At 46.9% G+C, this 23387-nt stretch carries 42 protein-coding genes and 2 tRNA genes; 39 read left to right on the top strand and 5 right to left on the bottom strand.

Annotated features, from left to right (window positions below):
- Window positions 1–48: 48 nt before the first annotated feature.
- The 4 genes from NGM66_RS07065 to NGM66_RS07050 all read right to left on the bottom strand — a co-directional run bounded on the left by NGM66_RS07065 (window position 49) and on the right by NGM66_RS07050 (window position 2107).
- On the bottom strand, window positions 49–381 hold the full coding sequence (locus NGM66_RS07065) for a hypothetical protein (RefSeq protein ID WP_204120204.1): 333 nt from the start codon (window positions 379–381) through the stop codon (window positions 49–51).
- Window positions 382–406: 25 nt separating this feature from the next.
- The gene (locus NGM66_RS07060; RefSeq protein ID WP_258115509.1) at window positions 407–1216 is read right to left on the bottom strand and encodes a hypothetical protein; all 810 of its coding nucleotides are present in this window, start codon (window positions 1214–1216) and stop codon (window positions 407–409) included.
- A 76-nt stretch (window positions 1217–1292) separates the two neighbouring features.
- Window positions 1293–1709 carry an ImmA/IrrE family metallo-endopeptidase gene (locus tag NGM66_RS07055; protein WP_204120206.1) on the bottom strand — a complete coding sequence of 139 codons (417 nt, stop codon included), beginning with the start codon at window positions 1707–1709 and terminating at the stop codon, window positions 1293–1295.
- 8 nt (window positions 1710–1717) lie between these two features.
- The gene (locus NGM66_RS07050) at window positions 1718–2107 is read right to left on the bottom strand and encodes a helix-turn-helix domain-containing protein (protein ID WP_258115507.1); all 390 of its coding nucleotides are present in this window, start codon (window positions 2105–2107) and stop codon (window positions 1718–1720) included.
- Window positions 2108–2260: 153 nt separating this feature from the next.
- Between NGM66_RS07050 and NGM66_RS07045 the strand changes: the two genes are divergently transcribed.
- Together NGM66_RS07045 and NGM66_RS07040 are read left to right on the top strand one after the other, a co-directional pair.
- Entirely contained in the window at window positions 2261–2485 is a 225-nt protein-coding gene (locus NGM66_RS07045) for a helix-turn-helix domain-containing protein (RefSeq protein WP_258115506.1), read from the top strand.
- A gap of 19 nt (window positions 2486–2504) precedes the next feature.
- Window positions 2505–2708: a hypothetical protein gene (locus NGM66_RS07040; RefSeq protein WP_258115505.1), complete on the top strand. Its 204-nt coding sequence runs from the start codon at window positions 2505–2507 to the stop codon at window positions 2706–2708.
- Here NGM66_RS07040 and NGM66_RS07035 read toward each other — a convergent pair.
- Complete coding sequence (locus NGM66_RS07035) at window positions 2705–2926, bottom strand: DUF2188 domain-containing protein (RefSeq protein WP_258115504.1); 222 nt, start codon at window positions 2924–2926, stop codon at window positions 2705–2707. The genes NGM66_RS07040 and NGM66_RS07035 overlap by 4 nt on opposite strands.
- 142 nt (window positions 2927–3068) lie before the next feature.
- Here NGM66_RS07035 and NGM66_RS07030 point away from each other — a divergent pair, with 142 nt between their 5' ends.
- The 37 genes from NGM66_RS07030 to NGM66_RS06855 all read left to right on the top strand — a co-directional run bounded on the left by NGM66_RS07030 (window position 3069) and on the right by NGM66_RS06855 (window position 23355).
- Complete coding sequence (locus NGM66_RS07030; RefSeq protein WP_258115503.1) at window positions 3069–3650, top strand: hypothetical protein; 582 nt, start codon at window positions 3069–3071, stop codon at window positions 3648–3650.
- Complete coding sequence (locus tag NGM66_RS07025) at window positions 3617–3889, top strand: hypothetical protein (protein ID WP_258115502.1); 273 nt, start codon at window positions 3617–3619, stop codon at window positions 3887–3889. Before NGM66_RS07030 ends, NGM66_RS07025 begins: the two co-directional genes overlap by 34 nt.
- 3 nt (window positions 3890–3892) lie before the next feature.
- Complete coding sequence (locus NGM66_RS07020; protein WP_258115501.1) at window positions 3893–4051, top strand: hypothetical protein; 159 nt, start codon at window positions 3893–3895, stop codon at window positions 4049–4051.
- A gap of 109 nt (window positions 4052–4160) precedes the next feature.
- The gene (locus NGM66_RS07015; protein WP_258115500.1) at window positions 4161–4439 is read left to right on the top strand and encodes a hypothetical protein; all 279 of its coding nucleotides are present in this window, start codon (window positions 4161–4163) and stop codon (window positions 4437–4439) included.
- Window positions 4424–4648, top strand: coding sequence for a hypothetical protein (locus NGM66_RS07010; protein WP_061777466.1), 225 nt, complete (start codon window positions 4424–4426; stop codon window positions 4646–4648). The genes NGM66_RS07015 and NGM66_RS07010 overlap by 16 nt, the downstream gene beginning before the upstream one ends.
- Complete coding sequence (locus NGM66_RS07005) at window positions 4648–5133, top strand: siphovirus Gp157 family protein (RefSeq protein ID WP_258115499.1); 486 nt, start codon at window positions 4648–4650, stop codon at window positions 5131–5133. The genes NGM66_RS07010 and NGM66_RS07005 overlap by 1 nt, the downstream gene beginning before the upstream one ends.
- 12 nt (window positions 5134–5145) lie before the next feature.
- Complete coding sequence (locus NGM66_RS07000) at window positions 5146–5841, top strand: ERF family protein (RefSeq protein WP_258115498.1); 696 nt, start codon at window positions 5146–5148, stop codon at window positions 5839–5841.
- Window positions 5838–6221: a single-stranded DNA-binding protein gene (locus NGM66_RS06995; protein ID WP_061777463.1), complete on the top strand. Its 384-nt coding sequence runs from the start codon at window positions 5838–5840 to the stop codon at window positions 6219–6221. The genes NGM66_RS07000 and NGM66_RS06995 overlap by 4 nt, the downstream gene beginning before the upstream one ends.
- 43 nt (window positions 6222–6264) lie before the next feature.
- Window positions 6265–7233, top strand: coding sequence for a phage replication protein O (locus NGM66_RS06990; protein ID WP_258115497.1), 969 nt, complete (start codon window positions 6265–6267; stop codon window positions 7231–7233).
- 1 nt (window position 7234) lies between these two features.
- Window positions 7235–7957 carry an antA/AntB antirepressor family protein gene (locus tag NGM66_RS06985; protein ID WP_125766066.1) on the top strand — a complete coding sequence of 241 codons (723 nt, stop codon included), beginning with the start codon at window positions 7235–7237 and terminating at the stop codon, window positions 7955–7957.
- Window positions 7958–7959: 2 nt separating this feature from the next.
- Entirely contained in the window at window positions 7960–8142 is a 183-nt protein-coding gene (locus NGM66_RS06980; RefSeq protein ID WP_258115496.1) for a hypothetical protein, read from the top strand.
- The gene (locus NGM66_RS06975) at window positions 8135–8575 is read left to right on the top strand and encodes a VRR-NUC domain-containing protein (RefSeq protein WP_258115495.1); all 441 of its coding nucleotides are present in this window, start codon (window positions 8135–8137) and stop codon (window positions 8573–8575) included. Before NGM66_RS06980 ends, NGM66_RS06975 begins: the two co-directional genes overlap by 8 nt.
- Window positions 8572–8790 (top strand): hypothetical protein, encoded by a 219-nt coding sequence (locus NGM66_RS06970; protein ID WP_125766068.1) that lies wholly within the window; start codon window positions 8572–8574, stop codon window positions 8788–8790. The genes NGM66_RS06975 and NGM66_RS06970 overlap by 4 nt, the downstream gene beginning before the upstream one ends.
- Window positions 8791–8886: 96 nt before the next feature.
- Window positions 8887–9237, top strand: coding sequence for a hypothetical protein (locus NGM66_RS06965; protein WP_258115494.1), 351 nt, complete (start codon window positions 8887–8889; stop codon window positions 9235–9237).
- The gene (locus NGM66_RS06960; RefSeq protein ID WP_258115493.1) at window positions 9221–9697 is read left to right on the top strand and encodes a hypothetical protein; all 477 of its coding nucleotides are present in this window, start codon (window positions 9221–9223) and stop codon (window positions 9695–9697) included. Before NGM66_RS06965 ends, NGM66_RS06960 begins: the two co-directional genes overlap by 17 nt.
- A 158-nt stretch (window positions 9698–9855) precedes the next feature.
- Window positions 9856–10266 carry a hypothetical protein gene (locus tag NGM66_RS06955; protein ID WP_208909502.1) on the top strand — a complete coding sequence of 137 codons (411 nt, stop codon included), beginning with the start codon at window positions 9856–9858 and terminating at the stop codon, window positions 10264–10266.
- A 122-nt stretch (window positions 10267–10388) separates the two neighbouring features.
- Complete coding sequence (locus tag NGM66_RS06950; protein WP_208909503.1) at window positions 10389–10580, top strand: hypothetical protein; 192 nt, start codon at window positions 10389–10391, stop codon at window positions 10578–10580.
- A 30-nt stretch (window positions 10581–10610) separates the two neighbouring features.
- Window positions 10611–10802, top strand: coding sequence for a hypothetical protein (locus NGM66_RS06945; protein WP_208909504.1), 192 nt, complete (start codon window positions 10611–10613; stop codon window positions 10800–10802).
- 36 nt (window positions 10803–10838) lie between these two features.
- Entirely contained in the window at window positions 10839–11054 is a 216-nt protein-coding gene (locus NGM66_RS06940; RefSeq protein WP_208909505.1) for a hypothetical protein, read from the top strand.
- Between the two features lie 94 nt (window positions 11055–11148).
- Window positions 11149–11604, top strand: a complete 456-nt coding sequence (locus NGM66_RS06935; RefSeq protein ID WP_245155236.1) for an ArpU family phage packaging/lysis transcriptional regulator — start codon at window positions 11149–11151, stop codon at window positions 11602–11604.
- A gap of 93 nt (window positions 11605–11697) precedes the next feature.
- Window positions 11698–11774: transfer RNA gene (locus NGM66_RS06930), tRNA-OTHER, on the top strand.
- Window positions 11775–12248: 474 nt separating this feature from the next.
- Window positions 12249–12322: transfer RNA gene (locus tag NGM66_RS06925), tRNA-Ile, on the top strand.
- A 168-nt stretch (window positions 12323–12490) separates the two neighbouring features.
- Window positions 12491–12757 (top strand): DUF6275 family protein, encoded by a 267-nt coding sequence (locus tag NGM66_RS14365; RefSeq protein ID WP_373418478.1) that lies wholly within the window; start codon window positions 12491–12493, stop codon window positions 12755–12757.
- Window positions 12758–13015: 258 nt separating this feature from the next.
- Entirely contained in the window at window positions 13016–13249 is a 234-nt protein-coding gene (locus tag NGM66_RS06920; protein ID WP_208909506.1) for a hypothetical protein, read from the top strand.
- Window positions 13250–13288: 39 nt separating this feature from the next.
- On the top strand, window positions 13289–13888 hold the full coding sequence (locus NGM66_RS06915; RefSeq protein WP_258115491.1) for a terminase small subunit: 600 nt from the start codon (window positions 13289–13291) through the stop codon (window positions 13886–13888).
- Window positions 13872–15161 carry a PBSX family phage terminase large subunit gene (locus NGM66_RS06910; protein WP_258115490.1) on the top strand — a complete coding sequence of 430 codons (1290 nt, stop codon included), beginning with the start codon at window positions 13872–13874 and terminating at the stop codon, window positions 15159–15161. The genes NGM66_RS06915 and NGM66_RS06910 overlap by 17 nt, the downstream gene beginning before the upstream one ends.
- 138 nt (window positions 15162–15299) lie before the next feature.
- A complete protein-coding gene (locus tag NGM66_RS06905; RefSeq protein WP_258115514.1) occupies window positions 15300–16886 on the top strand; it encodes a phage portal protein in 1587 nt (528 codons plus the stop codon).
- Entirely contained in the window at window positions 16816–17781 is a 966-nt protein-coding gene (locus tag NGM66_RS06900) for a structural protein (RefSeq protein ID WP_258115489.1), read from the top strand. The genes NGM66_RS06905 and NGM66_RS06900 overlap by 71 nt, the downstream gene beginning before the upstream one ends.
- A gap of 128 nt (window positions 17782–17909) precedes the next feature.
- Window positions 17910–18500, top strand: coding sequence for a DUF4355 domain-containing protein (locus NGM66_RS06895; RefSeq protein WP_258115488.1), 591 nt, complete (start codon window positions 17910–17912; stop codon window positions 18498–18500).
- A 3-nt stretch (window positions 18501–18503) separates the two neighbouring features.
- Window positions 18504–19532, top strand: a complete 1029-nt coding sequence (locus NGM66_RS06890; RefSeq protein ID WP_258115487.1) for a phage capsid protein — start codon at window positions 18504–18506, stop codon at window positions 19530–19532.
- Window positions 19533–19718: 186 nt separating this feature from the next.
- Window positions 19719–20048, top strand: a complete 330-nt coding sequence (locus NGM66_RS06885; protein WP_258115486.1) for a DUF4054 domain-containing protein — start codon at window positions 19719–19721, stop codon at window positions 20046–20048.
- Between the two features lie 46 nt (window positions 20049–20094).
- Window positions 20095–20553 (top strand): hypothetical protein, encoded by a 459-nt coding sequence (locus NGM66_RS06880; protein ID WP_258115485.1) that lies wholly within the window; start codon window positions 20095–20097, stop codon window positions 20551–20553.
- On the top strand, window positions 20554–20835 hold the full coding sequence (locus NGM66_RS06875; RefSeq protein WP_258115484.1) for a hypothetical protein: 282 nt from the start codon (window positions 20554–20556) through the stop codon (window positions 20833–20835).
- Between the two features lie 18 nt (window positions 20836–20853).
- Window positions 20854–21225, top strand: a complete 372-nt coding sequence (locus NGM66_RS06870) for a hypothetical protein (RefSeq protein WP_258115483.1) — start codon at window positions 20854–20856, stop codon at window positions 21223–21225.
- The gene (locus NGM66_RS06865) at window positions 21222–21710 is read left to right on the top strand and encodes a phage neck terminator protein (protein ID WP_258115482.1); all 489 of its coding nucleotides are present in this window, start codon (window positions 21222–21224) and stop codon (window positions 21708–21710) included. Before NGM66_RS06870 ends, NGM66_RS06865 begins: the two co-directional genes overlap by 4 nt.
- A 3-nt stretch (window positions 21711–21713) precedes the next feature.
- Window positions 21714–22877: a DUF3383 domain-containing protein gene (locus NGM66_RS06860; protein WP_258115481.1), complete on the top strand. Its 1164-nt coding sequence runs from the start codon at window positions 21714–21716 to the stop codon at window positions 22875–22877.
- A 13-nt stretch (window positions 22878–22890) separates the two neighbouring features.
- Entirely contained in the window at window positions 22891–23355 is a 465-nt protein-coding gene (locus tag NGM66_RS06855; protein WP_258115480.1) for a hypothetical protein, read from the top strand.
- Window positions 23356–23387: the final 32 nt, after the last annotated feature.

The following is a 23387-nucleotide window of genomic DNA, read 5'->3' as shown; positions in this document are numbered from 1 at the left end:
TATGTTCTTTCTTAAACCTAAATAAAAGCCCGGTTAGGGGCTATGTAATTATTTCTTTAACCAGCTAGTATTGTAGTGGCCCTTTACGACCCATACGTATCCATGGGATGCCTTCAGCTTAGAAGATTTTAGGACCCAACTAAGGTTGGCAGTATTGGATATTTTTATTTTGGTACCTTTCTTTAGGTGCTTTTTCTTGTGGGTCTGCCAGTTGTTAGGGTTAATTTGATAGGCCGTGACAGCCTTTTTAACGTGAACTGTCCGCGTCTTAAACCAGTATGGGGAATTGTATCCTGGAAGGCTCGCTGAAGCGGGTGTTATTGATGTAGCGATTAAAGCAGCTATGGTACCACCAATCAAAATACCATTTCTTGTTCTCATGATGTACCTCCTATAAGTGATGTACTTACTTGCTAACTCGGTCGACGATAATATCCGTCTTAAGGGTCTTACCGTTGAGTTTTACGGTTCCTTCCATAACGGAGCCATAGACAGTAATTTTGTCGCCTTCATGGATTGAATGCTCTTTCATGGTGTCGATGTCAATTTCCGTAACGCTTCCATGACCATCTGAATAACCTGAAGAAGAGTAGCTGTCCTTTGGGGCAATCACAACGTAATACATATTATGATCATCACCATTTTTTTGAACCATTAGGACGTTCCCGGTTGTCTTGATTAAGCCACCGTCATATTTGTATGGGTTCTCTGTAAGCTTGTTAAGACTGACGTACTTGTAATGTAGAGATGTATTAGGCCTATTCGCAGACTTCTTCGCGTGTGACTTAGCCTTTTTGGATTCAGAAATTGATTTAGCATGGCTTACGGATTCAGCGTTCTGCTTGGCCTTAGCTCGGCTTTCAGACTTTGATTTGTTCACACTAGCTTTGGCTTTTTTACTTGAGGCGTCCTTCTTGCTGGAGTCGGCTCTGTTTTGTAACTTTGTTCGAGATTCTGAAGCTGCCTTTGACGAGTCAAGCGCAGAAGATTTAGCCTTTGATGATTCAGAGGCAGCCTTGTCACGACTTTCTGATATGGTATCGGCCCGGTCTTGCCTAGCTTGTTCTGCACGCTGTGCTTTAGTCTGAGTGGCAGGAGCAGCGAAGGTTAAGACAATAGATGCTAAAAAAATGAATCCCACATGTTTTCCTTTGAGCCAATCAATTTTATGCCAATGAAACAATCTTTTAATGATCCACAATACTGCAGTTACCATAGTAGCTAAAAGTCCGATGCAGGCAAGTGAAAAGACTATGTCATATATCATGATTTTTCTCCTTTAAAGCTATGTTTTAGTATTTAATATCATTGTAGGGGAGCCCGTATTGCTTGGCCAAGTCTTCATAGGAATCCGGCAAGCAATCGTTATCCTCAATATAAAGAGCCCCCATCAGAGCGGCAGAAAATTCATCTGCCTGAGTTTCAAGCTGTGAGTGGCCATGAGTGCTACTTACGTAGTATCCGACAAGTCCTTCCTGCAAAATGACGTGGCCCAATTCATGCCCCATCACAAAATACTGGTAGGGCTTATGTTTGATACTTTCGTTGAGCATGATGATGGGCCGGGGCCCATAGTAAATGGTTTTTCCGAGTGGTAGTTCATCGAAATAGCACCATTCAACCTGAATATTTAATTTTTCAGCGATGATAAAAGGATTGGCGGTGTGATAGCGATTCGTCACTGTCTTCACGACGTTACTTAATTTCAAAAAAACACCTACTTTTTCTCTTTTTTCTTTTGATTCCAGAAAATAGTTGCCATCGCTACCCGTACCTGTGCATCTTGCTCAGGCGTTAAATCGACACCGCCAAATGTCATTGATCCTGCGTTTGCCTCGAGAAACTCTTTTAAATCCACTGTATCCTGCTTAGTAGCCCAAGCTGGGGTGCTATCTTTTCCAAGAAGATAGTCAGTAGTCACACCGTACATATTTGCAATTCTTTTTAGCATGTTTGAATCTGGTTCATTCGTTCCATACTCGTAATTTGCGTAGCGTTGCATACTACTGAGACCAAGTCTGCGAGCAGCTTCTGTTTTAGACCAGTTTTTACTTTCACGAAGGTCTATTAGTTTTCTCGTAAAATCATTCTGTCTCTTTTCAGCCATTGGGATACCTCCTGTTAAACGTATTGTATAACTGTTAAACGATTAGTTTACATTTTTAAACAAAAAATTTAGAAAATATCTTGACTTAAACGTAAAATTTAACTATACTAAGTTCATAAGGTTAAATGATTCATTTAGACAGGAGGTGAGTAAATGTTTGTCAAATCTAATGCGCTTGACTTACTTCGTCAACGAAGAAATGATTTAGGGCTGTCCGGGGCTGAAGTTGCTAGACGGATGGGATTGAAGACCACCCAGCACTACTGGAACATTGAGAACGGAAAAAATCGTTTAACTTTGGAATATGCTTTCTCAGCTGCTGATGCTTTGGACGTGCCAATTGAATTTTTTTGCAAAAAAGTTAAAGAGAAAATTTAACTATTGAGGAGGTGAGTTGATGGGTAAGAAAGTTGAACAAGTACCTTGTATTGTTGTGGAACCTGCTAATGATTCTGAATTCGGTGGTTCGATGTTGAACAGCAAGTTTTGGGATCGAATCGTTGTTACCACAACTGATGGTAAAAAAGTAGCAGAGATTGGCACTGACGATGCCACCCCTGCTACTGGATACCTGGTCAAGATTTATCCCAATAGGGACTAGCCTTTAATGGAACGTGGATCATGGCCGTGACTATCTTTACTAGAGATCTTACCGTCACGATTGTGAACCACTAATTCGGAATGTTGATTTCTGGAAATTTCACGAGCGCGAGCTTCTGCTTCAGCTTTGTTACTGAAATTTGCGGTAGCACGTGAGTTTCCAGCACCCTTAACATTCCAACCACCGTTTCCATCAGGAACAACGTGTTGGTCTGACATTATATTCACCTCCTGTCCACATCTATTATGGCACAGGAGTTGAGTCTATGAATGGTGTTCCTACATTTATCGGAACCACAACTTCATTATGAAGTAGAACGATGTGTGATTCAGGATTCAAAACAGAAGGAGGTTAGAAACAATGGATTCAACGAAGACTTCAAGAAATATTCGATGTGAACTTAATTCAGTCATCAAGCGCTTAGGAATTTCAGTAAACCTTATGGCCGAAGATACCAAACAGTCTCCACAGCTCATCACTAACAATCGGCATACAACAGACGCAAGCCCAGCTAGTGCAGTTAAGGATGCAGCATATTTGCAAGATACCTTGTTCAATAATCAGATGGCGGCTATCTATTTTTCGTCAGTTGCAATGTTCAACGATAGTGATTGGGCTGAACAATTTCACGACGCACCGTTTGCTACCCTGGATGCAATTCATGCACTAGAAAAACGGATTGAACCTATACAAGACCAAGTAAATGATTTTACGCATGATCCGTATGAGAAGTGGAACCGATCCCGGGAGAAACGGGAAACAGCTAAAAAATTACGACAAGAAAGGATCCAGCTGATCAGTTTAATGGTTCTGTATGAATGTCAGCTTGAAGAAGTTACTCACGGTGATCTCGTCGCAGACACACAGAAGTTCAATAAAAAGCATGGCAAGATTGGGGGTAAGTCTGTATGGCTAAAGAACAAGTCAAAATTCTGGTCCTAAAGCGTCCTAAACAGAAGTTGGAGTCAGATGTTTATTCTGTTCCTGAAACGGCTAGAAAGCTAAAAACGGCGCCCGAAAATGTCTACGCTCTGATTCGATTGGGGAAGCTTAAATGTCTGATGTTGAGCCAACAATCGGTTCCAAAATTCGAACTTCAGCGGTTTATGAACGACAACTTGGGAATTGACCTGCGGGATGAAATTCAGACGAACATCGAAGCACATAAAAAGGAGGCGTGAACTATGACTATGTGGGAATCATGGTGTTTCTACGTTGGTGAAATAGCCACTTGGGTGGTCCCAATGCTGGCGGCCATGGCGTACGGATACTGGATTGCAATCAAGTTCGGTAGCTGGAAAGCTTGGGCAAAAGATTTCTTCGGATTGGAGGAACAGAAATGATTTTACGGCACAAAAAAAGAGCCCTGACCTGGCCGTCAGAACTCAAAGATAAAAAGTATCTCTCATACTTCTTTAGCATCAATTCTACCTCAGATGGGCGGTGGATTCAATGACTTTAGGCGGATTTGCACCACACTATGATGAGCTGATGGCCGGCGACACTACTCCACAGGACATTACAGGTTTACGACTGGTCGACAGCGAAGAGTATCTAAAGCTCGACGGTGGGGATATCTACGTGCCCCGCAACGCCGAAGCAATTCGGAGCTTCCTGTACGACTACAGCGACCGGGACACCGACAGCCTTCCGGACAACCGATCGGAACTAACTGATTTAGTTGGCGAAGAGTTTGGCGACATGGAGGTGATCACATGGATCAAGTATTAGGCAAGCAAACTGCAAGCGGCCCCGTGATTCTTGTGGCCCAGGTTACTAGCAAAAGTCGTAATCGGTTGGCCGATATTCGCGGCGAACTATTTAATCTTATCGAAGCGATCGACGAACCGGGACACCCAATCACCAACGAAGAACTCGATCATTTGTATCGAATTAACGATCAGCTGGCAGAATGGCAACCCGAAGTGGAGGTTAAGTAATGAATCTTTATCAATTGGAAGACAATCTATACCAAGTCGTTCGATTAGCCGAAAGTGCCGATCCGGAAGATCAACAGGCGTTTGATGACACGATTCTCAGTCTGAAAGATGGCATTGCAGATAAGGCAATCGGCTATGGCAAGGTAATCAAGCAGCTAACGTCCGATGAAAAGCAACTTGCCGAGAAAATGAAGGCCGATGCTGACCGAAAGGCTTCACTCGCTAGCAACATTAGACGATTAAAGGACGCCTTACAGCAAGGACTAGAGGCGGCCGGTTTAGACCACGTTAAAGACGTTGACCTAGCAATTTGGATTCAGAATAACCCGGCCAGTGTCAATTTAACGGACGAGGAGAAAGTACCTGATGACTTTATCAAAACGACAACTAGTCTCGATAAGAAGGGTATTCTCGCCGCCCTTAAAGACGGTGAAGACGTTCCAGGAGCTGAATTAACGCAAGGCCGATCCATTCGGATTCGATAGGAGGGAAACATCGTGACCGAGGAAAAAGAACTGAATTTAATTCAAAAACTGAATGAGGCCTCAAAACACATTGGCCCAATTGGTAAGGACGGAAACAACTCCTTCCAAAATTATCGTTTCCAAAGCGAAACAGCAATTAAGTACGCTGTCGAGTCCGCAATTCGTGAAGCTGGTATTCGAATTATTCCTCAGTATGAAGTCATCAATCAGTACGATAAGGCTTCAAAGCGAGGCGGCGAGAATCATTTCGTCGATGTGATGGGTACCTTTACCATTACGGATGGAGAAAATACGGTTGTCGGAACCATGCCCGGTAGTGGTCAAGATTCTGGTGAGAAGGCAATGGCTAAGGCTTGCACGAGTGCGCAGAAGTACTTCTACAAACAACTATTCAATATTACCGACAAGGATGAAGATCCGGACGCCGATGATAGTAATCCCAATGGCGGGTATACCCAGGGAACTCAAAAACGCCAACATCCTAATCCTACGCCAGCATCTAAGAAACAAAAGGACACGCTGGGGAAACTATTTCAAGCAATCTCAGACAAGGCTAAGACCGATTTAAATGTCGTTGCGACCGCCATTCTCAATAAGGCAGAGGCAACGAGTATGGATCAGCTAACACACGAAAGCGCAAATGAACTGGTTATTTTAGCAACAAACAAGCTAACTAAGTTATCTGAAGAAGGGAATAAAACAGCATGAGAACAATCACAATATCCGGAAACGTAGGTAAGGATCCAGAAGTACGATCAACACAAAACGGTATGCAGGTTGCTAATTTCAGTGTTGCGGTTCGTCAGAACCGGCAGAGTGAAGATGGCCAGTATGGGACCGACTGGTTCCGATGCACCGTCTGGGGGAACCGTGCGAACGTCATTCAACGTTTCTACCATAAGGGAAGCCATGTTATTGTATCGGGCGACCTAGAAATCACTGAGTACAATGGTCAGACCCAGCTAGGGGTTAATGTTAATGATTTTGACTTGCCTGATCGTCAGAGTGAATCACAACAACATAATACCCAGCAGACCGTACCGGCTAGCGATTCAATCGACGTTACAGACGACGATTTACCGTTCTAGTAAAGCAAGTGGTGGGTGGGAGGAATAGAGAGGTGAACGACTTTTGAATAATTACTTCTCTCATGATAGCAATGCTAGAAATTCAAGTAAGATGCTGCAGGTTCGGATGAAAGTCGGTGCAATCGGGTACGCCATTTACTTTATGCTTCTTGAACGTCTCCGCGATGAAGACGATTACACGAGTGTCAAAGATTATAATGCTATAGCCTTTGACCTTCGTGTTGATGCTTCGCAGATAAAAGCGGTTGTTGAAGATTTCGGGTTATTTGCCTTTACCGATGATGGTAAGTACTTCTACTCCGAAGGATTTAACAAAAGAATGGCGTTAAAGGATGCTAAAAGTAGGCGGCGGTCAGAAGCTGGTAAAAAGGGTGCCAAGTCCCGTTGGAATGGCAATTCTAAAGCTAATCCATCTACTGGCGAAGAAGAATCTAAGCCAAAGCCATCTCAGAAAAATAGCAATGCTATGGCAATGCCATATGATTCGGATGGCAAGGAAAGGAAAGTAAAGGAAAGCAAAGTAAAGGATAAAAAAACAATACGTCCGAACTCGGACAAGCCGAAGTACGGACCTGATGATCAGCCGTATCAAATCGCCCAGCACTTGCTTAAGGCCATTCGGGATAATGACCCTGACTTCTCGCCTAAGGGTGACGAACGCAAGCTACAGACCTGGGCTAATGATATTCGTTTGGCTCACACCCAAGATGGCCACGCATACGACAAGCTTGATGGCATGGTTGACTGGTGCCAGCACGATGATTTCTGGAAGTCGAATATCTTATCAGGAGCCAAGCTCCGTAAACAATTCGACCAAATGAAAATGCAGGCGGCGTCACGCGGACGAGGTGGATCTAAGCCTACAAGGGCCAAGGAGACACTGCCAGACTGGGCGCAGAAGACGCCTGATAAGCCCGCGGACAAGCCAAAGGGGCTAAGTCCTGACAAGCAGGCGGAGTTAGATTCGCGGATTCAGAAACTTCGGCAACGAAATAAAAAGCAGGAGGCATAGTATGACAAGTTTACGAGATTTAATCACAGGCACCACTAGCGACAACGTCGCGGTTAACGCTCGAGGACTCCACGACTTCTTGGAAGTTGGCAAGGATTTCTCTAACTGGTTCAAAGATATGACTGACTACGGTTTTACCCAAGGTGAAGACTTTACGCCAATTTCGGCGAAAAGCCATGGTGGCCGGCCTCGCATCGAATATGCGATGACTTTAGACATGGCTAAAGAGCTCGCCATGATTCAACGGACTGAGAAAGGCCAGCAAGCACGACGGTACTTTATCTCAGCTGAAAAGCAGTTAGCTAAACAGGAATCAACGAACAAGTTACCAGTGACGCCGCGTGAACAGATTAAGTTACTGCTGCAGGGTAACGAGGATACCAATCAACGTGTGGATCACGTTGAAAGCCGTCTAACTGACCTAGAGAAGAATCAAAAGCTGGATCCTGGCGAGTATAACTGGTTGGGACGTCGTATCAACCGTGCGGTACGCGATTACATGGGGATGCACAACCTAGTACTGAGTAACTCGCAACGTTCAAAACTGTTCCGTGACATCAACAGGGGTGTCTGTGAGGTGGCTCACGTCAAGACGCGGACACAAATTCGTGAGGGATACTTCGACGACGTGTCGGACTACATCAGCGACTGGGTGCCATCTACCGCGACGCTGGCAGTCATCAAGCAAATGGGCAGCGACTTGCCAGTTGCTCAGGAGGCCTAGAGATGACTTTTGAAGAGGCACATAAGCTCCTGCAGGAGCAAAGTAATCGTGGAACCGATGTCTGGTATGGACCAAGCTTAGAAAAGCATAGTCGTGTTTGTGGTCAGCTGGAATGGGGAGATGTCGAGTTAGTCCTCTATCAGCTAGAAAAGAGCTATGAACACAAGGAGGCGCCACATGATTAAGTACCCAAATGGCGGTGTCCCACAAAGGCGTAGCTACAGCCCCGATGATGGTAAAGAGCTTGTCCGGCCACTCAAGCACAAGAAACGGGGTCCGGGCCCTGAACACAAGATTCAGGATGGCATCATCGAGATGCTGTCTCTTAACGGATTTAAGACGTGGCGAATCAACGTGGGGTCAGTAGAGATGAAGGACGGTAGACGGTTCCATGCGGGCCCTGAGAAGGGTTTCCCGGACTTATGCGGGTACCGCAAGTCAGACGGCAAAATGTTTTTCATTGAGGTCAAGACAAAGACCGGTAAGCGGCGGCCCGCACAAGAATTTTTTGCCAAGGAAGTAGCTATGGACCCGGTCATCTATGGTGTAGCTCGCAGCCCCGAAGAGGCGCTGATGATTGTGCAGCGGGGACTAAATCGAACGGAGGACAAAAAATGAAACCTGAAAATGTACGCCTGGCATTAGCCAAGCTGATGGACCTGAACAACAAGAAAAGTGAGCCATTTGACATCGATAGTGGCGGTAAGATTCGCAGCCTTAGTTTCGATGAGTTACGGGATGAGAACTTCGAGCTGCTGGCTGACATCGCCGACTTCTTGGGGATGGAAAACTTGTACCGCGACCCCGACTCAAGTGATCACTTTGCGAGTTAGATTGACGAGCAGCATGGGCTGTCACGAGTGTCAACTTTCATGGGCGAGGACCCACTATCTGGGGCATACACCTACATGGAAGGTGAAGGCAGCCTTGTGGCAACAGAAAAAGCCAGTCATCAATGGCTGGCATGTGGAGGTAATCAAAAGATGAAGTCTTACATGGTTAAAGGTAAGCGACAGTACCGCGAGTTAATGCAGCTACTGTCTGATGAGGGTTACTGTTGGCTACCTGGAACGGTACAGGAAACAGCTGAAAGCGAGCCGTTACCGGTAGACGGAGCCTATGTAATCGTTACAAGTGATAGTCACACAATCTGGTGGCGGCTGCCTGAGTGGGACCGGGTGCCTGGTGAAGGGCTGCCGATTCCTTATGAAGATTGGCACGCCATCACGCGTACCAAGTGGCTTAAGGCTAAGGAGGACAATCATGAGCAAACGGCCTGATATCACAGCGAAACTCAGCCAATTGGTTGAGAAACGGCTTGATTCACAAAACATGTACTGGTCACCTGAGGTAAACTTCGATGGCGGCAAAAAGCGGGTAGACTTCGTTGGGTTACATTCGAAATTGGGTGCCCCGGAGGCGGTAGCAGTGGAATTAGGACAATTTGAGTTCTATGAGGTCAAGTCGAGTATGGCAGATTTCACATCTGGACATGGGCTGACCTTCTACGGTGATAAAAATTTTCTGGTGTGTTTGCCCGAACTGGCCCAGCAGCTGGTGGAGCAGCAAGCTATTCCGGAAAGAGTCGATATGATCCTTTGCCCCGACAAGAGCTGGAAACGGTTAGTACCTAAGATTGACCGCATGAGAGTTGGACTGCATCGAGAACGAACCGCAGCGGAAATACTGTGGGAGATTGTGAAAACTCACAGAGAAAGTGAGGAGGTATTTGATGAGTAAGCAACGGAAGCACACGAAAAAGTCCACCATGCGCAAGAAGAAGCGTCGTATGGCGGAACACGCGCGGGAACACCAAGCTGAGGCTAAGGAAGGTAAACAAAAATGATTAAAAAATCAGGAGAAATCACGTTCAAAATTGTTGATAAGGAGTAAAAGTTATGTCACTAAACAAGAAAATGGCAGCTGAAATTAGAGCTGCTTACGCCAATTATGGTGATGATCCAGATAAGTGGCCGGAAAATGTAAAAAAAGAAATCCGCGGTCAAACTGAGGAAGGACACACGGCGGAAAATAATATCCTACGCCACATGATTTTACACGGATTCACCAACAAATATATTTCACAAGAACGGTCCAGGACACCTCAATATATCCAGAAATTACGTGGCAGAATGCGAAGACGTGACGAATTGGATTACCAAGCCACACCAGATGAATTAACACAGCTAAAATATAACGTCAAACACATGAATCGGCCTAACAATCAAGGAGTCGCTAGCGTTATGGGCCGCGACAAGGATTGGGTGCGCTGCATGCGAGAGAAGCTACGGGAGGAAGACAATGAATAAATGGAATTTTCAACTTTGGCTGGCGCTGAACGGCGCACAGCATATCAACACATTATTTTGCAAGCCAGTCAATCAAAGCAAGCCGCGTTGGCGACGAGTTAAACGGCTATTGGAGGCACAGCATGACACACGAACAGATTGAGTATCGCAATTACGTGCTTCAAGGCATGAAAAGCTATGGTGGCGATGTGGCACGGGCTTTAGTTTGGTGCGGAAATCATTTTACCGAGTTGAGCAACAGCAAACGCAACGCGATTAACAAATTGTCATCGAAGGAACGCAACCAGGTTATCCATGAGCTGACAATGGTATAAAAATCTTATTTTATGTAGAGGTGATTTCAAATGAAAGCCAAGGATTTAATCCATGAACTACAAAAGTGTGATGGAGAAACAGAAGTTGCTATTTACAGTCGTCCGACAGGATCTGCTCTTTTAATTCCAAGCTACGATCCAGAGCTTACCGTCTCACCAGATACCGACTTTGCGAAAGAATATGATTTTCCGTTAGATACTGTGTTTATTACCGGAAAGTAGCTAGATAAAATTTCTATTTTATGTAGAGGTGAGAATATGGATAAAACACGCGACGAAATGAACGGCAACCAGCGTATGCTGCTTAACTATCTGGAATCATTGGTACCAAAAGATGATGTACTGATGGGACTAGCTGCATTCCAATCAAAATTAAGTGATCACAGCGTGCCTAAGGAAGTTTACATTGCTTTGGGTATGATGAGCAATGCTGAGGTTAATAACGTGCTACACGAGCTTACACGGCCATTTTAGATAGCAAAAAAGGGCTGACGCAACAGCCCTCACCCAATTCGTTCTTACTCAATGGTCAACAAATTAATTATACCATTGATAGGGGCTGAAAGGGTTGGCTGAATTAGATTTTGACAATATGAACATGGGAAGTCTCTTCCCAGAGGTAGATGTTGGAGCAACTTTGCAAAACGTGACACACTTTTTATCTGTAGTATTGCCTAAGATGGTCCGGGTGAGTGGTCAGTCTATGACGGACCTAAAGTCGCCAAGCTATGACGGTATGCCAAAATCACAGCCATCTGGTAATTCGACTGATGCTCGGATTGTGCGGAGACTATACGCGGAGCAGATTGTTAAGCAGACGGTTGTGGCCATTAAACATTGTGGGCAGGACAGCCGCAGTATTCTTAGTAGTTTATACCTGCAGGGCGATACAGATACGATGTGCTTCATGGAGTTGGGATTCTCAGAATCCAGCTACTTCCATGTTCGCAAGCCTCAAGCGCTACTGGAATTTGCCGACTGCTACATGCTTGATGATCTCCACATTTTTGAAAAAAAGCAGTAATCATGCAGTTTTTATGCAGTATTTGTGCAGTGAGACTGCAGGCACTAGCCGGATATCAGATGTATTCTAGTACTATCGAAAGAATCAAAGAAACGCACGTAGCTCAATGGCAGAGTAAAACTGGTCGAATTCGACCAGTTTAGATGCTGGTTCGACTCCAGCCGTGCGCATATAGCCGATTGGAGGATGTAATGAGGCTATAGAGCTATCTCGATGCAATCAAAATGGTCTATGCGTATCACGCCCAGTGAGAATTCGGAGAGGCTTAGTAGTTCGCGACCCTAAGCACACTTGGTTCGACTCCAAGACTGGGCATTGCACTCCGTAAACCCCCAACCAGATGCCTAAGGGCGGAGGACAAAAACGTCAGTCATGGGATAAGTGATCAGTGTCAGAGAATCACCTGTAGGCACGCAGAACCTCAGTGCAAAGGTCGCTTGATTGCGATTGCTGACGATACCCCGAGTTACGTACGGTTTGTAGGGGTGTGTGCTTGTGGCGGAATAGGTAGACACGTCTGGCCCGAAAGAGGGCATGATTCAGTGGGCGTCCAAGTGGATTTGTAGGGTGCAAATCCCTACCAAGCACATTGCCTAAGTAAAGAGGCATACAAACTTTCCCGGTCCCCAAACATCCGGGTTTCTGGACCTTTAGCTCAGTTGGTTAGAGCAGACGGCTCATAACCGTCCAGTCGTAGGTTCGAGTCCTACATGGTCCATTGGGTGCAAAACTTAAAAGAGGAGATGGACGCCCCGTCTCAATAGTGCATGCGCCCATAAAATCTAACTGAAAAGAGGTGAAGACTCCTCTCAAAGTTAGATTTAAATTAGTCGAGGTAGCCGTAGTGATTTCCGGCTGCCTTTTTTGTACATAAAGGAGTGATCACATGGATAGTGAAAATTTTATCAATTTATGCCGACAAAACTTAGTAGACTTATGCAACCGAAAGATGGACAGCATAGGTGGAAAGGCGGACTTTAAGGGGTCCGACTTTTATGTCGTATGGAGCTCCAAGACATTGCAAAACAATAAGGCGATGATGAGCACCGATGTCGTTGCTGGTCTGTACTTTGAATTGACTTACAGTGGAGACACCAAGTCTATGTATGTGGACGTATACGAGCGTAGAGAGAACGTCTGCTTCAAGGAATAGCAAGGAGGTGGCGCCATGAGGCGTTGGGATTGGAATAGATTGATTGATGGACTCATGGCGGTCGCCGTCGGAGTCCTGATTGCGTGGCTGGCGTCATGGTGATGAGAAACACAAAATTTGGCCTTGTCAGCTCCACAGAGGCACGTTGCTTGGGTGAACTGGAACGTGAGCTTAAGGACGGCCAATGGGTGCCTAGACGAGCTAAGAAGAATCCTAAGCCATATCGGCAGGTTATCCGGGTGTGGAGGAAGAATAATCATGAGTGAAACGCTATCAGAGCGCCAGTATGCGAAGGGAATTTGGAACCCTCAAGTGATTGCTGGGGCTATTAATGAAATGGTGGTGAGAGGCGATGTGAAGGGCATCGCAGTTGCCATCGTCCATAAAGATTCTGACAAGGACGCCGAGTACCTTGCCTATGACGATAACATGTTGGAATTGGTTGGTGCGATTGAGGAGCTTAAGATTACAGCCATCTCGAACGATGACTAAAGGAGCTAATACTTGTGATGGGGGTGTAGGTGATATGTAATGCGACGTAAATTGACACCAAAACAGCAGAAGTTTGCTGACGAGTACATCAAGTCAGGTAATGCTGCCGAAGCCGCGCGCAAAGCGGGTTACAGAGTACGAACGGCACGTTCTGTTGGCCAGGAAAACCTGACAAAACCTGACATCAAGGATTATATCGATGCTCGGCTTAAAGAACTTGCTAGTGAGCGAGTTGCCAGCCAGCAGGAGGTATTGGAGTTTCTGACCCGTGTTATGCGTCGTCAGGAGTTAGAACAGGTTGTTGTCACACTGCGAAAGGCTCGAACTATTCCCATGACCAATTCGAATGGGGACACGTACGACAAGCTGGTCTACGAAGACGTCGACGATGTGGTCGACACCAAGACCAAGAACTCAGATTCGATGAAGGCTGCCGACATTCTGACCCGCGTCTTGGGCATCAGTAAAGGTCTTAACCCAGAATTGGAATCTGCCAAGACACGCAAGATTAAGGCTGAAGCAGAGGTGGCTGAGGGCAAGGCCGCAGCTGCTAATAATGACACGGATAGTCAAATGAAGGCGATGGATAAGCTGCTTGGATTGATTGAAGGTGGGGCGCAGGATGACAAAACTAAATAAGTTGTTCACGCCGAAACAAATCGAAGTCCTGCAGCAGGAACTTCTAAATCCTAAGTGGAAGTTGATGGTCAACTACGGCGCAGTCCGGGCAGGCAAAACCTATGTCGATAACTTCGTCTTCCTGTTTGAGTTGAGACACGCCGCTATGGTCGCACAGAACAAAGACATGGCGCACCCACTGTATATCCTTGCTGGTGTCTCAAGTAAGTCTATCTACAATAATGTTCTGACTGAAATTGCCAACACTTTTGGGTTGGAGTTTAAGTTTGACAAGCACAATAGCTTTCAAGTCAAATTTAACGGATTACCGCCAGTTACCGTGGTGCAAGCGTTTACTGGCTCTATCGCTGGATTAGGGGCCGTTCGTGGTATGACGTCAACAGGGGCGTACGTGAATGAAGCTTCGCTTGCTAACGAGGAGGTATTCACTGAAATACGTCAGCGTTGTTCCGTGGAAGGGGCGCGCGTTGTCTGTGATACCAATCCAGACGTTCCTAACCATTGGTTGAAGACGAAATATATCGACAACCCTAACGACTCAGACACCATCATATCTAACCATTTCGTGTTGGATGACAACACACGGCTGGATCCTGATTACGTCACATCACTCAAGGAAACCACGCCAACCGGCATGTTTTATGACCGCTCTATTCTTGGCTTGTGGGTGTCTGGCGAGGGTGTCGTGTATCGCGACTTCGACGAGCGCAAAATGGTCGTGCCAAGCCAAGATATTCCTGACCGTCTCACGATTATATGTGGGGTCGACTGGGGGTACGAGCATGCTGGTAGTGTCGTAGTCATGGGGTTCGACCGTGATGGTAATTGGTACTTACTCGAGGAGCATACCAAACAGTATGAGGAAATTGATTATTGGGTAAGAATTGCCAAGAGCATTCAGGAGCGCTACGGATATAACGTCCCCTTCTACGCTGACTCGGCCCGTCCAGAACACGTCGCTCGATTTAAGCGAGAAAATATAAATTGCAATTATGGATATAAGTCTGTCCTGACAGGGATCGAGCACGTTGCTAAGTTGATGAAGCAGGGTGCTTTTTTTGTCTCGCGAGAAGGCATCAAAGACCAACAATTCCTAGACGAAATCTATCAATACGTGTGGAATGAAACCACTGGTGAGCCAGTCAAGGAATCGGACCACACGATGGACGCGATGCGCTATGCTATTGCGACATTCTTATTCTTACAAGAACGTAAGAAGCCGCACAGCCGTCGCAAGCAAGCACAAGTACTACAGAACTTTGGACTGGCTTAAAGGAGGTGACAGCGTTTGGAAAATACCAATGACAAAATGGCTTTTGCTAATAGCCTACCAAGTCCATATCCTAAGCACGGCAAGCTGTCTATGCTGAGCGGTACTCGTTTCAGCTTCGATGCCAACAAGGTGTATCGAATGCCCTCCTCTGAATGGGAGTCCATCAAGGACAACCAGACAAGCGTAGGCAAGCTGGTACAATACTTCATTACTCAGCATTACTCGTATCAGTTACCGCGTATTATCACGCTTGAACGCTATTACTCTGGAGATAATGATATCCACTACTGGAACAGTGAGAAGGCAGCAGACCGGGCTGACAATCGTATTGCCAGCGGATTGCCACGCTACATCACTAATATCCGTGTGGGTTATCAATACGGTAATCCTATCAAGTGGGGATATGACAATTCCAAGGTTGATGATGCCGAGGAGCAAGTAGTCACTGACCTTCTTAAGGACTTCAACAGCCGAACTGATGAGGAATATCATGAGAAAGCGATGGGAACTAGCCTAGTAATTACAGGGCGAGCCTATGAGCTTACTTACATCCATGAAGATACTAACACACCGGCGGTTAAGGCTATTGACCCTGCAAATGCCTTCGTAGTGTATGACAACTCTATCGACCAGCACAGCCTGTTCGCGGTGCGCTACTACTTGATGGACTACATGGATCAGTCAGTATTTTATATCGACGTGTACACCGACGATACGATTTATCACTTCAAGTCAGCGACTAATCCTAACGGGGGACTCGAAGTAGCTAGTGCATCAGAGAGCCACCAGTTTGGTCAGGTTCCTATGACTGAGTACAGCCTCAACGACAACCGGATGGGTGCTTGGGAGTCTAAGCTAGATACCATTGACAGCTACGACAAGGCACTATCTGGGATGGCCAATTCTGAAGAGGACTTCGGTAATGCTATCTTAGTAGTATCTGGTGACATTGAGACTGAAGAGAAGGAGACCGTCACCGACATTGAGGGTAATCAGCTGTACGATGATGATGGCAACCCGCTGGTTCGGGTAACGACCATTGACCCGAAAAAGAAGATCATGTTCCTGAAGCCGTCAATCATCGACAATCCTAGTGGTACAGCAACGGTCGTTAACTCAACGGCTGAGTATTTGACTAAGTCGCTGGACCCGCAAGGCTGGCAGACGTACATCGACCAGCTGATGAAGGACATGCACAAGGACACTAATACCCCTGATATGACCGATGAGAACTTCTCTGGTCAAGCGACTGGAGCAGCCATGAGCTATAAGCTTTGGGGCAGCAACCAAGAGATTGCTACTCAGGAGTCCTTGTATATCAAGGGACTTATGCGGCGTCTGCGCCTACTTGGAAATTACTGGACTAATATCAATGAACTACCTAGCGAAGACATGATGGAGGCATTCCAGCCATCATTCACGCTCAACTTGCCAAAGAACGATTCTGAGATTATCGCCAACTTGAAGGCTCTCAAAGATACTGGTTCGATTAGTGATCAGACCATCCAAGAGCGCGCCGAAGACGTCACTGGTGTACCAGCTGAGCAAGAGGACTCACGTATGAAGGACCAGTCAAAGGCCAACCAACAAGAGGCTCAAGCTATCGCCGCTCAGGCACTTGCCGACAAGGACAAGACTAAGGTAGGTGATAGCAATGGCGATGATAACTCAAGCGCAGGAGAGGGACCAAATAAGCCTGCTCCTATCGCGGGACGAGACGAGTAACCATCAACTCGATAACTTCTACCAAGAGGCGCTAAAAGCCATCAGAGACAATTTGACGGCCTTTTATGTACGGTATGCCGATGAAAATGGTTTGACGGTTAGTGACGTCATGCAGCAGGTCAATCGCTGGGATATGATTCAGTGGAAACAGGCCATTGACTCAATTGATACCAACAGTTTGACGAGCGATGCTGAGACCCGTATCAAGTACTACGCGGCGACAGCAGGAATCAACCGTAACTACCTGATTATGAGCATTCTGGGCGTTCAGTTGGTGATCGCTACTGCCAAGACAGCAGTAGAAATCGCCAGCCGTATCAAACGAGACGTGGACGACACGATGGCGGTCAAGACTGGCCTGCTAAATTATGCGAAGGCCAACCAAGACGAAGTCAACAAAATCCACGCGTTGAAACAGAAAATCTATCACGACCACGTCGAAGACAGTTTCGAGGACGCGGCCCAGCGTTGGTCGCCGCGATTGTGGCAGAAGAGTGACGAGTTCACCCGCAAGGTTCAAAACGTGGTCACTCAGCACTTAACCAGTGGTATCGGTATTGAGGACTTGAATAAACGACTCTTCCCCGATATCAGTGAGGCTGCTAAGGCTGGATCAGTGTCTCGCGAGGTTGATTCGATGGACTACGTAGCTCAGCGACTCATTAGAACTGAGTCTGCTCGGGCAGTCACTGAGGTAAACAAGGAAATTTACAAGTTAAATGGCGTCGAAAGAGTCGATGTCGTCAACGAGCCAGGGGCTTGCCCTATCTGTGTGGACTTGGCCGAACAGGGCCCATACAAGCTCAGTGAGGTGCCTGATATCCCGGCCCATCCTAATTGTCGATGCTCGATTATTCCACATGATGAATCAAGTTTCGATTGGAAGACAGCTTAATACCAACGAGTCGCCTAACGGCGGATTTTTTGTGCCCTTTTTTCGGCGGCGGGCGTTAAAGAACAGCTGATCTGTTATGACACGTACAAGTTAATTCGTCCACAGGACGTTAAGAGGAGGAATTCGCGATGAGTGAAGACAAGAACAAACAGAAACAGGACCCAACAGAACCAGGAACCGACGGCAAAAAGGAAAAGACGTTTACGCGCGCTCAACTAGCAGCGGCTGCTAAGGAACAAGCCGAAAAGGCAGTCGAAGATTTCAAGAAGTCTAGCCTACCTGACTTAATCCAACAGGCCGTGGATAAGACCAAGCGGGACGCCACGTTGTCGGCTCAGGAACGTGCCGAGGAAGCCATCAAGGAACGCGAACAAAAGGTTGCGGCGAAGGCGGCGGCCTTAGACAAGCGTGACGCTCTCACAGCTACTAAGGCGTTGCTGGCAGACAAGGGATTGCCAACTAGGTTTGCTGACTTACTCGCTGACACTGACGCAACCAAGCGCGAAGCCAACGTCGAAGCATTTATGGACACGTTTAACGACGAGGTTCACAAGAAGACACTCGAAAAAGCCAAGGGTGGCAAGACTCCCGGTGCTGGTGAGGGGCCTAAGCCTAAAGTGACTGTCACCAAGAAGTTCAAGGATATGACATTCGAAGAGCGGACCGCACTTTATCGCGAAGACAAAGAGAAGTATTTCAAATTGAAACAGGAGGGATAATCAATGGCAATTACAGAAACAACCAAGCTGTCTGACCTGATTGAACCCACAGTCTTCCTAGACTATGTGCAAGAACAAGTCAGCAATACTAACGCCTTCATCCAATCAGGGATTCTAGGCAACGATCCAATCTTAGGAGCACGCTTACTGTCTCCAGGTCGGACGGTCCAGCTGCCATACATCAATGACTTGACTGGTGAGGCCGAAGAATGGAGCGATTCAACCGACATCACTACTGAATCACTGACGACTGGCTCAAATGAAGCTATGAAGCTTTTCGAAGACAAGGCATACTCTGCCACTGACTTCGGTCAACTCGTAACTGGTGCGCCAGTACTGACACAAATCACTAGTCGGTTCGCAGCATGGTGGGTACGCCAAGATACTAAGCGCTTGCTCCAAGTAGCAGAATCGACCTTTGCTAACACTGACATCGCAACGGCTAAGAGTTTCGGAGTCGGCAACGAAGCCGAACTTTCAGCAGGGAACTTCCTTGCAGCGCTCGCTCGAATGGGTGACTTGGCAAATCCTAAGCTGGTCAAGCTGGCAATGAATTCGAGTGCTTACTTCGAATTGCGTAAGCAAAACCTGATTGACGACTTCCAGCCTTCCGACGGTGGGCTGGCATTCGCATCGTACAACGGTCTGCAAATCGTCCAAGACGACGATATTCCAGTGGCTGCTGATGGGACGACTGCGGCATACGCGTTTGCTCCGGGTGCTATGGCATACGCCACTGCTACGCCAGCGAACGGGCTTGTGGTTGACCGTGACGAGTACAAGAACGGCGGACAAGAAGCCATTATCCAAAAGCGTGTGACTGCTATGCAAGTTAATGGGACCACGATTGATACCTCAGTCGTGAGTGACATTGCAGCATATCGTCAAGCCATCATTGACGGCAAGGCAGCTTTCAAGGTCGCTAATGATCCTCGCAAGCTGGGTATCGTCAAGTATGGCTTCAAGGTTGACCCTAGTTTCATTGTGCCGACCATCAACTCGCCTAAGGATGCGACGACCCCAAAAGCGTAGCGCCATCTACTGACGATGGCGACACTACCACGAGTGAATTTGACGCTAATGGCGATGTCAAACCTACTGACAGTCAGACCGTCGCTCAAATCACGGCTTGGTTAGATGCCCACAGCATTAGCCACACCGGTGTGACAGCCAAGGCGGACTTGTTGGCGTTAGTCCCATCAGAATAGAGGTGGTCTGATGGTTGAAGTTGCAACGATTAAGAAGCTACCGCGATTCAGTGAGATTGACGATGACTTGGTTCAGCTTGAACTTGATGAAGCCAAAGAAGTAGTTGATCATAGTGGCTTGCCCAAGTCTGTTCAAGACCGGGCCGTTCGAATGTACGCATGCCACTTGCTTACGGATGAGCTTCAACAAGCTGATGGGCTTCAGTCATTCACGATTGGCCCTATCAGCAAGACTAAGCTATCGCCGAATTACAAGGACCGCTTCCTTAAGCAGTACGAAGACTTACTAGATAGCTACGGGCTGAATCATTCTCGTGGAAGGGCGTGGTCAGTTGATTAAAGACGTCTATAATCGTTTACCCACTATCAAACGGGAGATTGACAAGATGGCTAACACTGCCGTAATTGCTGGTATCTTACCTTCTGAAGATGAGCACTTGCAAATGATTGCGGTGGTCAATGAGTATGGTTGCCATATTCGAGCTAAGAATGCTCCTTATCTGATGATTCCAGGCCCCAAGGGCACTTTCTACCGCTTAAAGGAAGTAGATATTCCTAAGCGGTCTTTTTTACGCTCAACTTTTGATAGCCACAACCAGGAGTGGCAGCGAATCACGACTGCTGGCGTACGAAAGATTATCAATGGGACTGAGACGGCTGAAGGCGTGCTGGCTAAGACCGGAAAGCTGATGCAGTCTCAAATCAAGAAGAGCATTCGGACTAAGAAGTCACCTGCCAACGCGCCTCTCACTGTGGCAGTCAAAGGAAAGAACAATCCGTTGGAAAACACGGGTAAGTTGCGCAAAAGTATCAAATTCCAGGTAGTGAAAAGAGGTGAATTCTAAATGGCATTGAACTTAACGCTTTACAAGAAGGGTGAATCCACAGCGGCATTCACTGGTGTCAAAACGACCGCTGATGTTACTGGATTAGCAGCTGGTACTGTGGTGGCCACAGGCGACTATGAAGCTACGAATGTGGACCCTGATGGTATGTTGACTGAATCTGACCGTACTCCTGTCGAAGGGTTTACTGTCCCAAAACAACAAGCACCGACGCCGGCTAGCTTAAAGGTTACGCCAACGGCTGATGGTGCGACTATCACCGAAGATGAACCCACGGCTTAGCAGAGAGGAGGGATAGCGGTGGAAGATGTTTCAGACATTTTAAGCGCTGAATCAGTTGAACTGAAGGTAGAGCCATCAAGTGATATGACACAGCCACAAATCAATGACTTAGGGCAGTTGGTGCCAGTCACCGTAGAGCCATACACAGTCCATGAACCGCTTATCCCGGCTGGCCTTAATACTAGTCAACAAGCACTCTTAACGGCTGTAGGTGGCGGTTCTGTAGCTGTGTATCAGGCATACTGGTATTCCCAACACAACGGGGTGCCAGATGGTTCCCATGTATCGAAGGTTAGCCAGCCTGACGTACGATACAAGACGACCAGTCTCACTGACTATAGTGACTTTGCTGGATTCACGGTCTATGGATTGGAGGCGGTCAAAAAGTGAGCGGCACTTACGATTATCGGGCGATGATGCGACCCATCATCAGTCTGATCAAACAAGCGACGGGTAGTCTGGTTGTTGAAGCCTCATTTGCAGGCAAGCAGCCGGGATACCCGTTTATTAGTTACGAACCGTTAGACCCTTACAAGCCAGTATCGGTTGATGTGGTAGACCATGAGATTTTCGAATCAAGCTGGTCTATCGACGCCTATGCTGAAGACCAGTTCGATGCACTCAACGTAGCACAATCTGCTGCTAAGTCGCTGAGAACTCAGGCTGCTACCTTCAAGCTGGACGACGCTGGTATCTATCTCATTGATGAGACAGATACTAGCTCACGAGATGTCAGCTTCGCTGTGCAAGAGCAACACCGGGTTGGCTTTGACATCCACCTAAGAGTGCAAGACCAATTCGAAGACGCCGTTGAGACTATCGATTCACTTAGCCTCAACGATTTTAATTTACCCAAAAATAACAAGGAGGCTTAAAACATGGCAAATACGGGAATCATTATCCCCAAGACGACCGACGTCAATGTGACCATTGATATCGACCACCCACAACCATCTGTGGGGCTGTCTAACCCTAACTTGTTCGTGAAGGGCGATGCAGAAGGATATAAGGAATATTCCAGCCTATCTGCACTTATGGCTGACCAACCAATCGGTTCACCAGCTTATAACGCTGCATGCGTCATTTTCGAGCAACAGAATGCTCCAGAACTTGTGGCCGTAACGACCTATGTCAAGGACAATACAGGGAAGATGTCAGCAGTGGCACCTAGTCCCGAAGACGTTAAGGCAACACCAACGGCTGATGGAGCAACAGTGACTGAATCTGAACCTGTCAGCACGTCAGGCGAAAGCATCGACTTCACCCAACTGACTGGTGTGGCAAAGGCAGCAGCTGATTACTTCTACAACAGCTGGGAGTTCGCTCTCATGCCAGAATATGATGCTGCAGATGCTTTAGACTTGGCAACTCTGATTGAAAAGGGTGGCTATGACGGGAAAGGGTTCCATTTATTCTTCCCTCAAGTAACTGACTACACGGTCGAGAGCCCATTCAAGGCGTTCCATCGAACTTGGGCCTTTTACAGCTCAAACAGTGATGAATATGCTGCTGCGCTTGTTGGCCAAGGCGGTTCTTACACCGTTGGCTCAATCAGCTGGAAGTTTGTATCTGACTTGGTTGACGTGACTCCAGAAGAGCTGCCTATCACTGAGCTTAACAAGATTGCAGACAATGGCTATATCGCCTATGTCACGAAGGGTGCTAACAGTAACCAGACTACTGACCGTAACCCTGCACTGGATTACATCGACACGATTCATGGTATGGATTGGATTAAGTCGACGACCGAAACACAACTTCAAAACCTGCTGAACACGGATGGGAAGCTTACGTTCGATAAGGATGGTATCGCTAAGATTCAACAAGTGTTGCGGAACATCCTGAACCAAGGTGTAGCCCAAAAGATTGTCGATACCAACGAATCAGGTACCGGCATTTTCGACGTTACTGTTAAGCAGCGGACTGACCTCAGAACGCAAGACATCGTTGATCGAATCTACAACGGTGCCTTCTTTGATTACCAGCCTTCTAACGCGATTAACCATATCAACGTCGGTATCACGCAAAACTCACTGGTCTAAGGGGGAATAATAAATGGAAAATTACAACGAAGGTTCTTCACTGACGATGGGGAACGGACGTACCGCGGCTATGTACCGGGCTAAAGAGGTCAAATACCCCTTAGTTCGGCAAGATGGCTCAACGTACATGCTGTCTAACTTCCAAGATGGAGACATGATCTCTTTCAGTGAAGACGAAGCACGTTTCACTGGTATGTCTGACCCACAAGGATCAGTTGGATTGTCTGATAATGCCAACTCGCTTGGGACGGCAACGGCAACCATGCAGTATGGTTCTCCATCCTGTGGCTTACTGATTGACCTGTTCAATTCCGGCGAAGTGTTCTCACTCCATAAGAATGATGGGGTTGAGTACGTCGGCGGTGACCACTGTGTTATCAAGCAAGCACCAGAAGTGGCTGATGGTAAGGATTACCCAACGCGGGCCTTCACTATTACCATTTTGGATTACGAAATTAAGAACGCTGAAGACATGTAACAGTGAGCGGCTGGGGTTCGACTCCCTAGCCG

The sequence above is a fragment of the Levilactobacillus yiduensis genome (assembly GCF_024718525.1).
Taxonomy (GTDB): Bacteria; Bacillota; Bacilli; order Lactobacillales; family Lactobacillaceae; genus Levilactobacillus; species Levilactobacillus yiduensis.
This window is presented reverse-complemented; position numbering and strand designations above follow the sequence as displayed.

Excerpts from the sequence above, each read along its gene's own strand:
- NGM66_RS06945 (WP_208909504.1), top strand. The coding sequence starts at position 10,611 with ATGAAAGCCAAGGATTTAATCCATGAACTACAAAAGTGTGATGGAGAA.
- NGM66_RS06950 (WP_208909503.1), top strand. The coding sequence starts at position 10,389 with ATGACACACGAACAGATTGAGTATCGCAATTACGTGCTTCAAGGCATG.
- NGM66_RS06895 (WP_258115488.1), top strand. The coding sequence starts at position 17,910 with ATGAGTGAAGACAAGAACAAACAGAAACAGGACCCAACAGAACCAGGA.
- NGM66_RS07045 (WP_258115506.1), top strand. The coding sequence starts at position 2,261 with ATGTTTGTCAAATCTAATGCGCTTGACTTACTTCGTCAACGAAGAAAT.
- NGM66_RS14365 (WP_373418478.1), top strand. The coding sequence starts at position 12,491 with ATGGATAGTGAAAATTTTATCAATTTATGCCGACAAAACTTAGTAGAC.
- NGM66_RS06915 (WP_258115491.1), top strand. The coding sequence starts at position 13,289 with ATGCGACGTAAATTGACACCAAAACAGCAGAAGTTTGCTGACGAGTAC.
- NGM66_RS06885 (WP_258115486.1), top strand. The coding sequence starts at position 19,719 with ATGGTTGAAGTTGCAACGATTAAGAAGCTACCGCGATTCAGTGAGATT.
- NGM66_RS06995 (WP_061777463.1), top strand. The coding sequence starts at position 5,838 with ATGAGAACAATCACAATATCCGGAAACGTAGGTAAGGATCCAGAAGTA.
- NGM66_RS07005 (WP_258115499.1), top strand. The coding sequence starts at position 4,648 with ATGAATCTTTATCAATTGGAAGACAATCTATACCAAGTCGTTCGATTA.
- NGM66_RS06900 (WP_258115489.1), top strand. The coding sequence starts at position 16,816 with ATGGCGATGATAACTCAAGCGCAGGAGAGGGACCAAATAAGCCTGCTC.
- NGM66_RS06985 (WP_125766066.1), top strand. The coding sequence starts at position 7,235 with ATGACAAGTTTACGAGATTTAATCACAGGCACCACTAGCGACAACGTC.
- NGM66_RS06955 (WP_208909502.1), top strand. The coding sequence starts at position 9,856 with ATGTCACTAAACAAGAAAATGGCAGCTGAAATTAGAGCTGCTTACGCC.
- NGM66_RS07015 (WP_258115500.1), top strand. The coding sequence starts at position 4,161 with ATGACTTTAGGCGGATTTGCACCACACTATGATGAGCTGATGGCCGGC.
- NGM66_RS06970 (WP_125766068.1), top strand. The coding sequence starts at position 8,572 with ATGAAACCTGAAAATGTACGCCTGGCATTAGCCAAGCTGATGGACCTG.
- NGM66_RS06855 (WP_258115480.1), top strand. The coding sequence starts at position 22,891 with ATGGAAAATTACAACGAAGGTTCTTCACTGACGATGGGGAACGGACGT.
- NGM66_RS07030 (WP_258115503.1), top strand. The coding sequence starts at position 3,069 with ATGGATTCAACGAAGACTTCAAGAAATATTCGATGTGAACTTAATTCA.
- NGM66_RS07010 (WP_061777466.1), top strand. The coding sequence starts at position 4,424 with ATGGATCAAGTATTAGGCAAGCAAACTGCAAGCGGCCCCGTGATTCTT.
- NGM66_RS07060 (WP_258115509.1), bottom strand. The coding sequence starts at position 1,216 with ATGGTAACTGCAGTATTGTGGATCATTAAAAGATTGTTTCATTGGCAT.
- NGM66_RS07020 (WP_258115501.1), top strand. The coding sequence starts at position 3,893 with ATGACTATGTGGGAATCATGGTGTTTCTACGTTGGTGAAATAGCCACT.
- NGM66_RS06980 (WP_258115496.1), top strand. The coding sequence starts at position 7,960 with ATGACTTTTGAAGAGGCACATAAGCTCCTGCAGGAGCAAAGTAATCGT.
- NGM66_RS06910 (WP_258115490.1), top strand. The coding sequence starts at position 13,872 with ATGACAAAACTAAATAAGTTGTTCACGCCGAAACAAATCGAAGTCCTG.
- NGM66_RS07065 (WP_204120204.1), bottom strand. The coding sequence starts at position 381 with ATGAGAACAAGAAATGGTATTTTGATTGGTGGTACCATAGCTGCTTTA.
- NGM66_RS07035 (WP_258115504.1), bottom strand. The coding sequence starts at position 2,926 with ATGTCAGACCAACACGTTGTTCCTGATGGAAACGGTGGTTGGAATGTT.
- NGM66_RS07025 (WP_258115502.1), top strand. The coding sequence starts at position 3,617 with ATGGCTAAAGAACAAGTCAAAATTCTGGTCCTAAAGCGTCCTAAACAG.
- NGM66_RS06880 (WP_258115485.1), top strand. The coding sequence starts at position 20,095 with ATGGCTAACACTGCCGTAATTGCTGGTATCTTACCTTCTGAAGATGAG.
- NGM66_RS06975 (WP_258115495.1), top strand. The coding sequence starts at position 8,135 with ATGATTAAGTACCCAAATGGCGGTGTCCCACAAAGGCGTAGCTACAGC.
- NGM66_RS07040 (WP_258115505.1), top strand. The coding sequence starts at position 2,505 with ATGGGTAAGAAAGTTGAACAAGTACCTTGTATTGTTGTGGAACCTGCT.
- NGM66_RS07050 (WP_258115507.1), bottom strand. The coding sequence starts at position 2,107 with ATGGCTGAAAAGAGACAGAATGATTTTACGAGAAAACTAATAGACCTT.
- NGM66_RS06875 (WP_258115484.1), top strand. The coding sequence starts at position 20,554 with ATGGCATTGAACTTAACGCTTTACAAGAAGGGTGAATCCACAGCGGCA.
- NGM66_RS06960 (WP_258115493.1), top strand. The coding sequence starts at position 9,221 with ATGAGCAAACGGCCTGATATCACAGCGAAACTCAGCCAATTGGTTGAG.
- NGM66_RS06940 (WP_208909505.1), top strand. The coding sequence starts at position 10,839 with ATGGATAAAACACGCGACGAAATGAACGGCAACCAGCGTATGCTGCTT.
- NGM66_RS06920 (WP_208909506.1), top strand. The coding sequence starts at position 13,016 with ATGAGTGAAACGCTATCAGAGCGCCAGTATGCGAAGGGAATTTGGAAC.
- NGM66_RS06860 (WP_258115481.1), top strand. The coding sequence starts at position 21,714 with ATGGCAAATACGGGAATCATTATCCCCAAGACGACCGACGTCAATGTG.
- NGM66_RS06890 (WP_258115487.1), top strand. The coding sequence starts at position 18,504 with ATGGCAATTACAGAAACAACCAAGCTGTCTGACCTGATTGAACCCACA.
- NGM66_RS06905 (WP_258115514.1), top strand. The coding sequence starts at position 15,300 with ATGCCCTCCTCTGAATGGGAGTCCATCAAGGACAACCAGACAAGCGTA.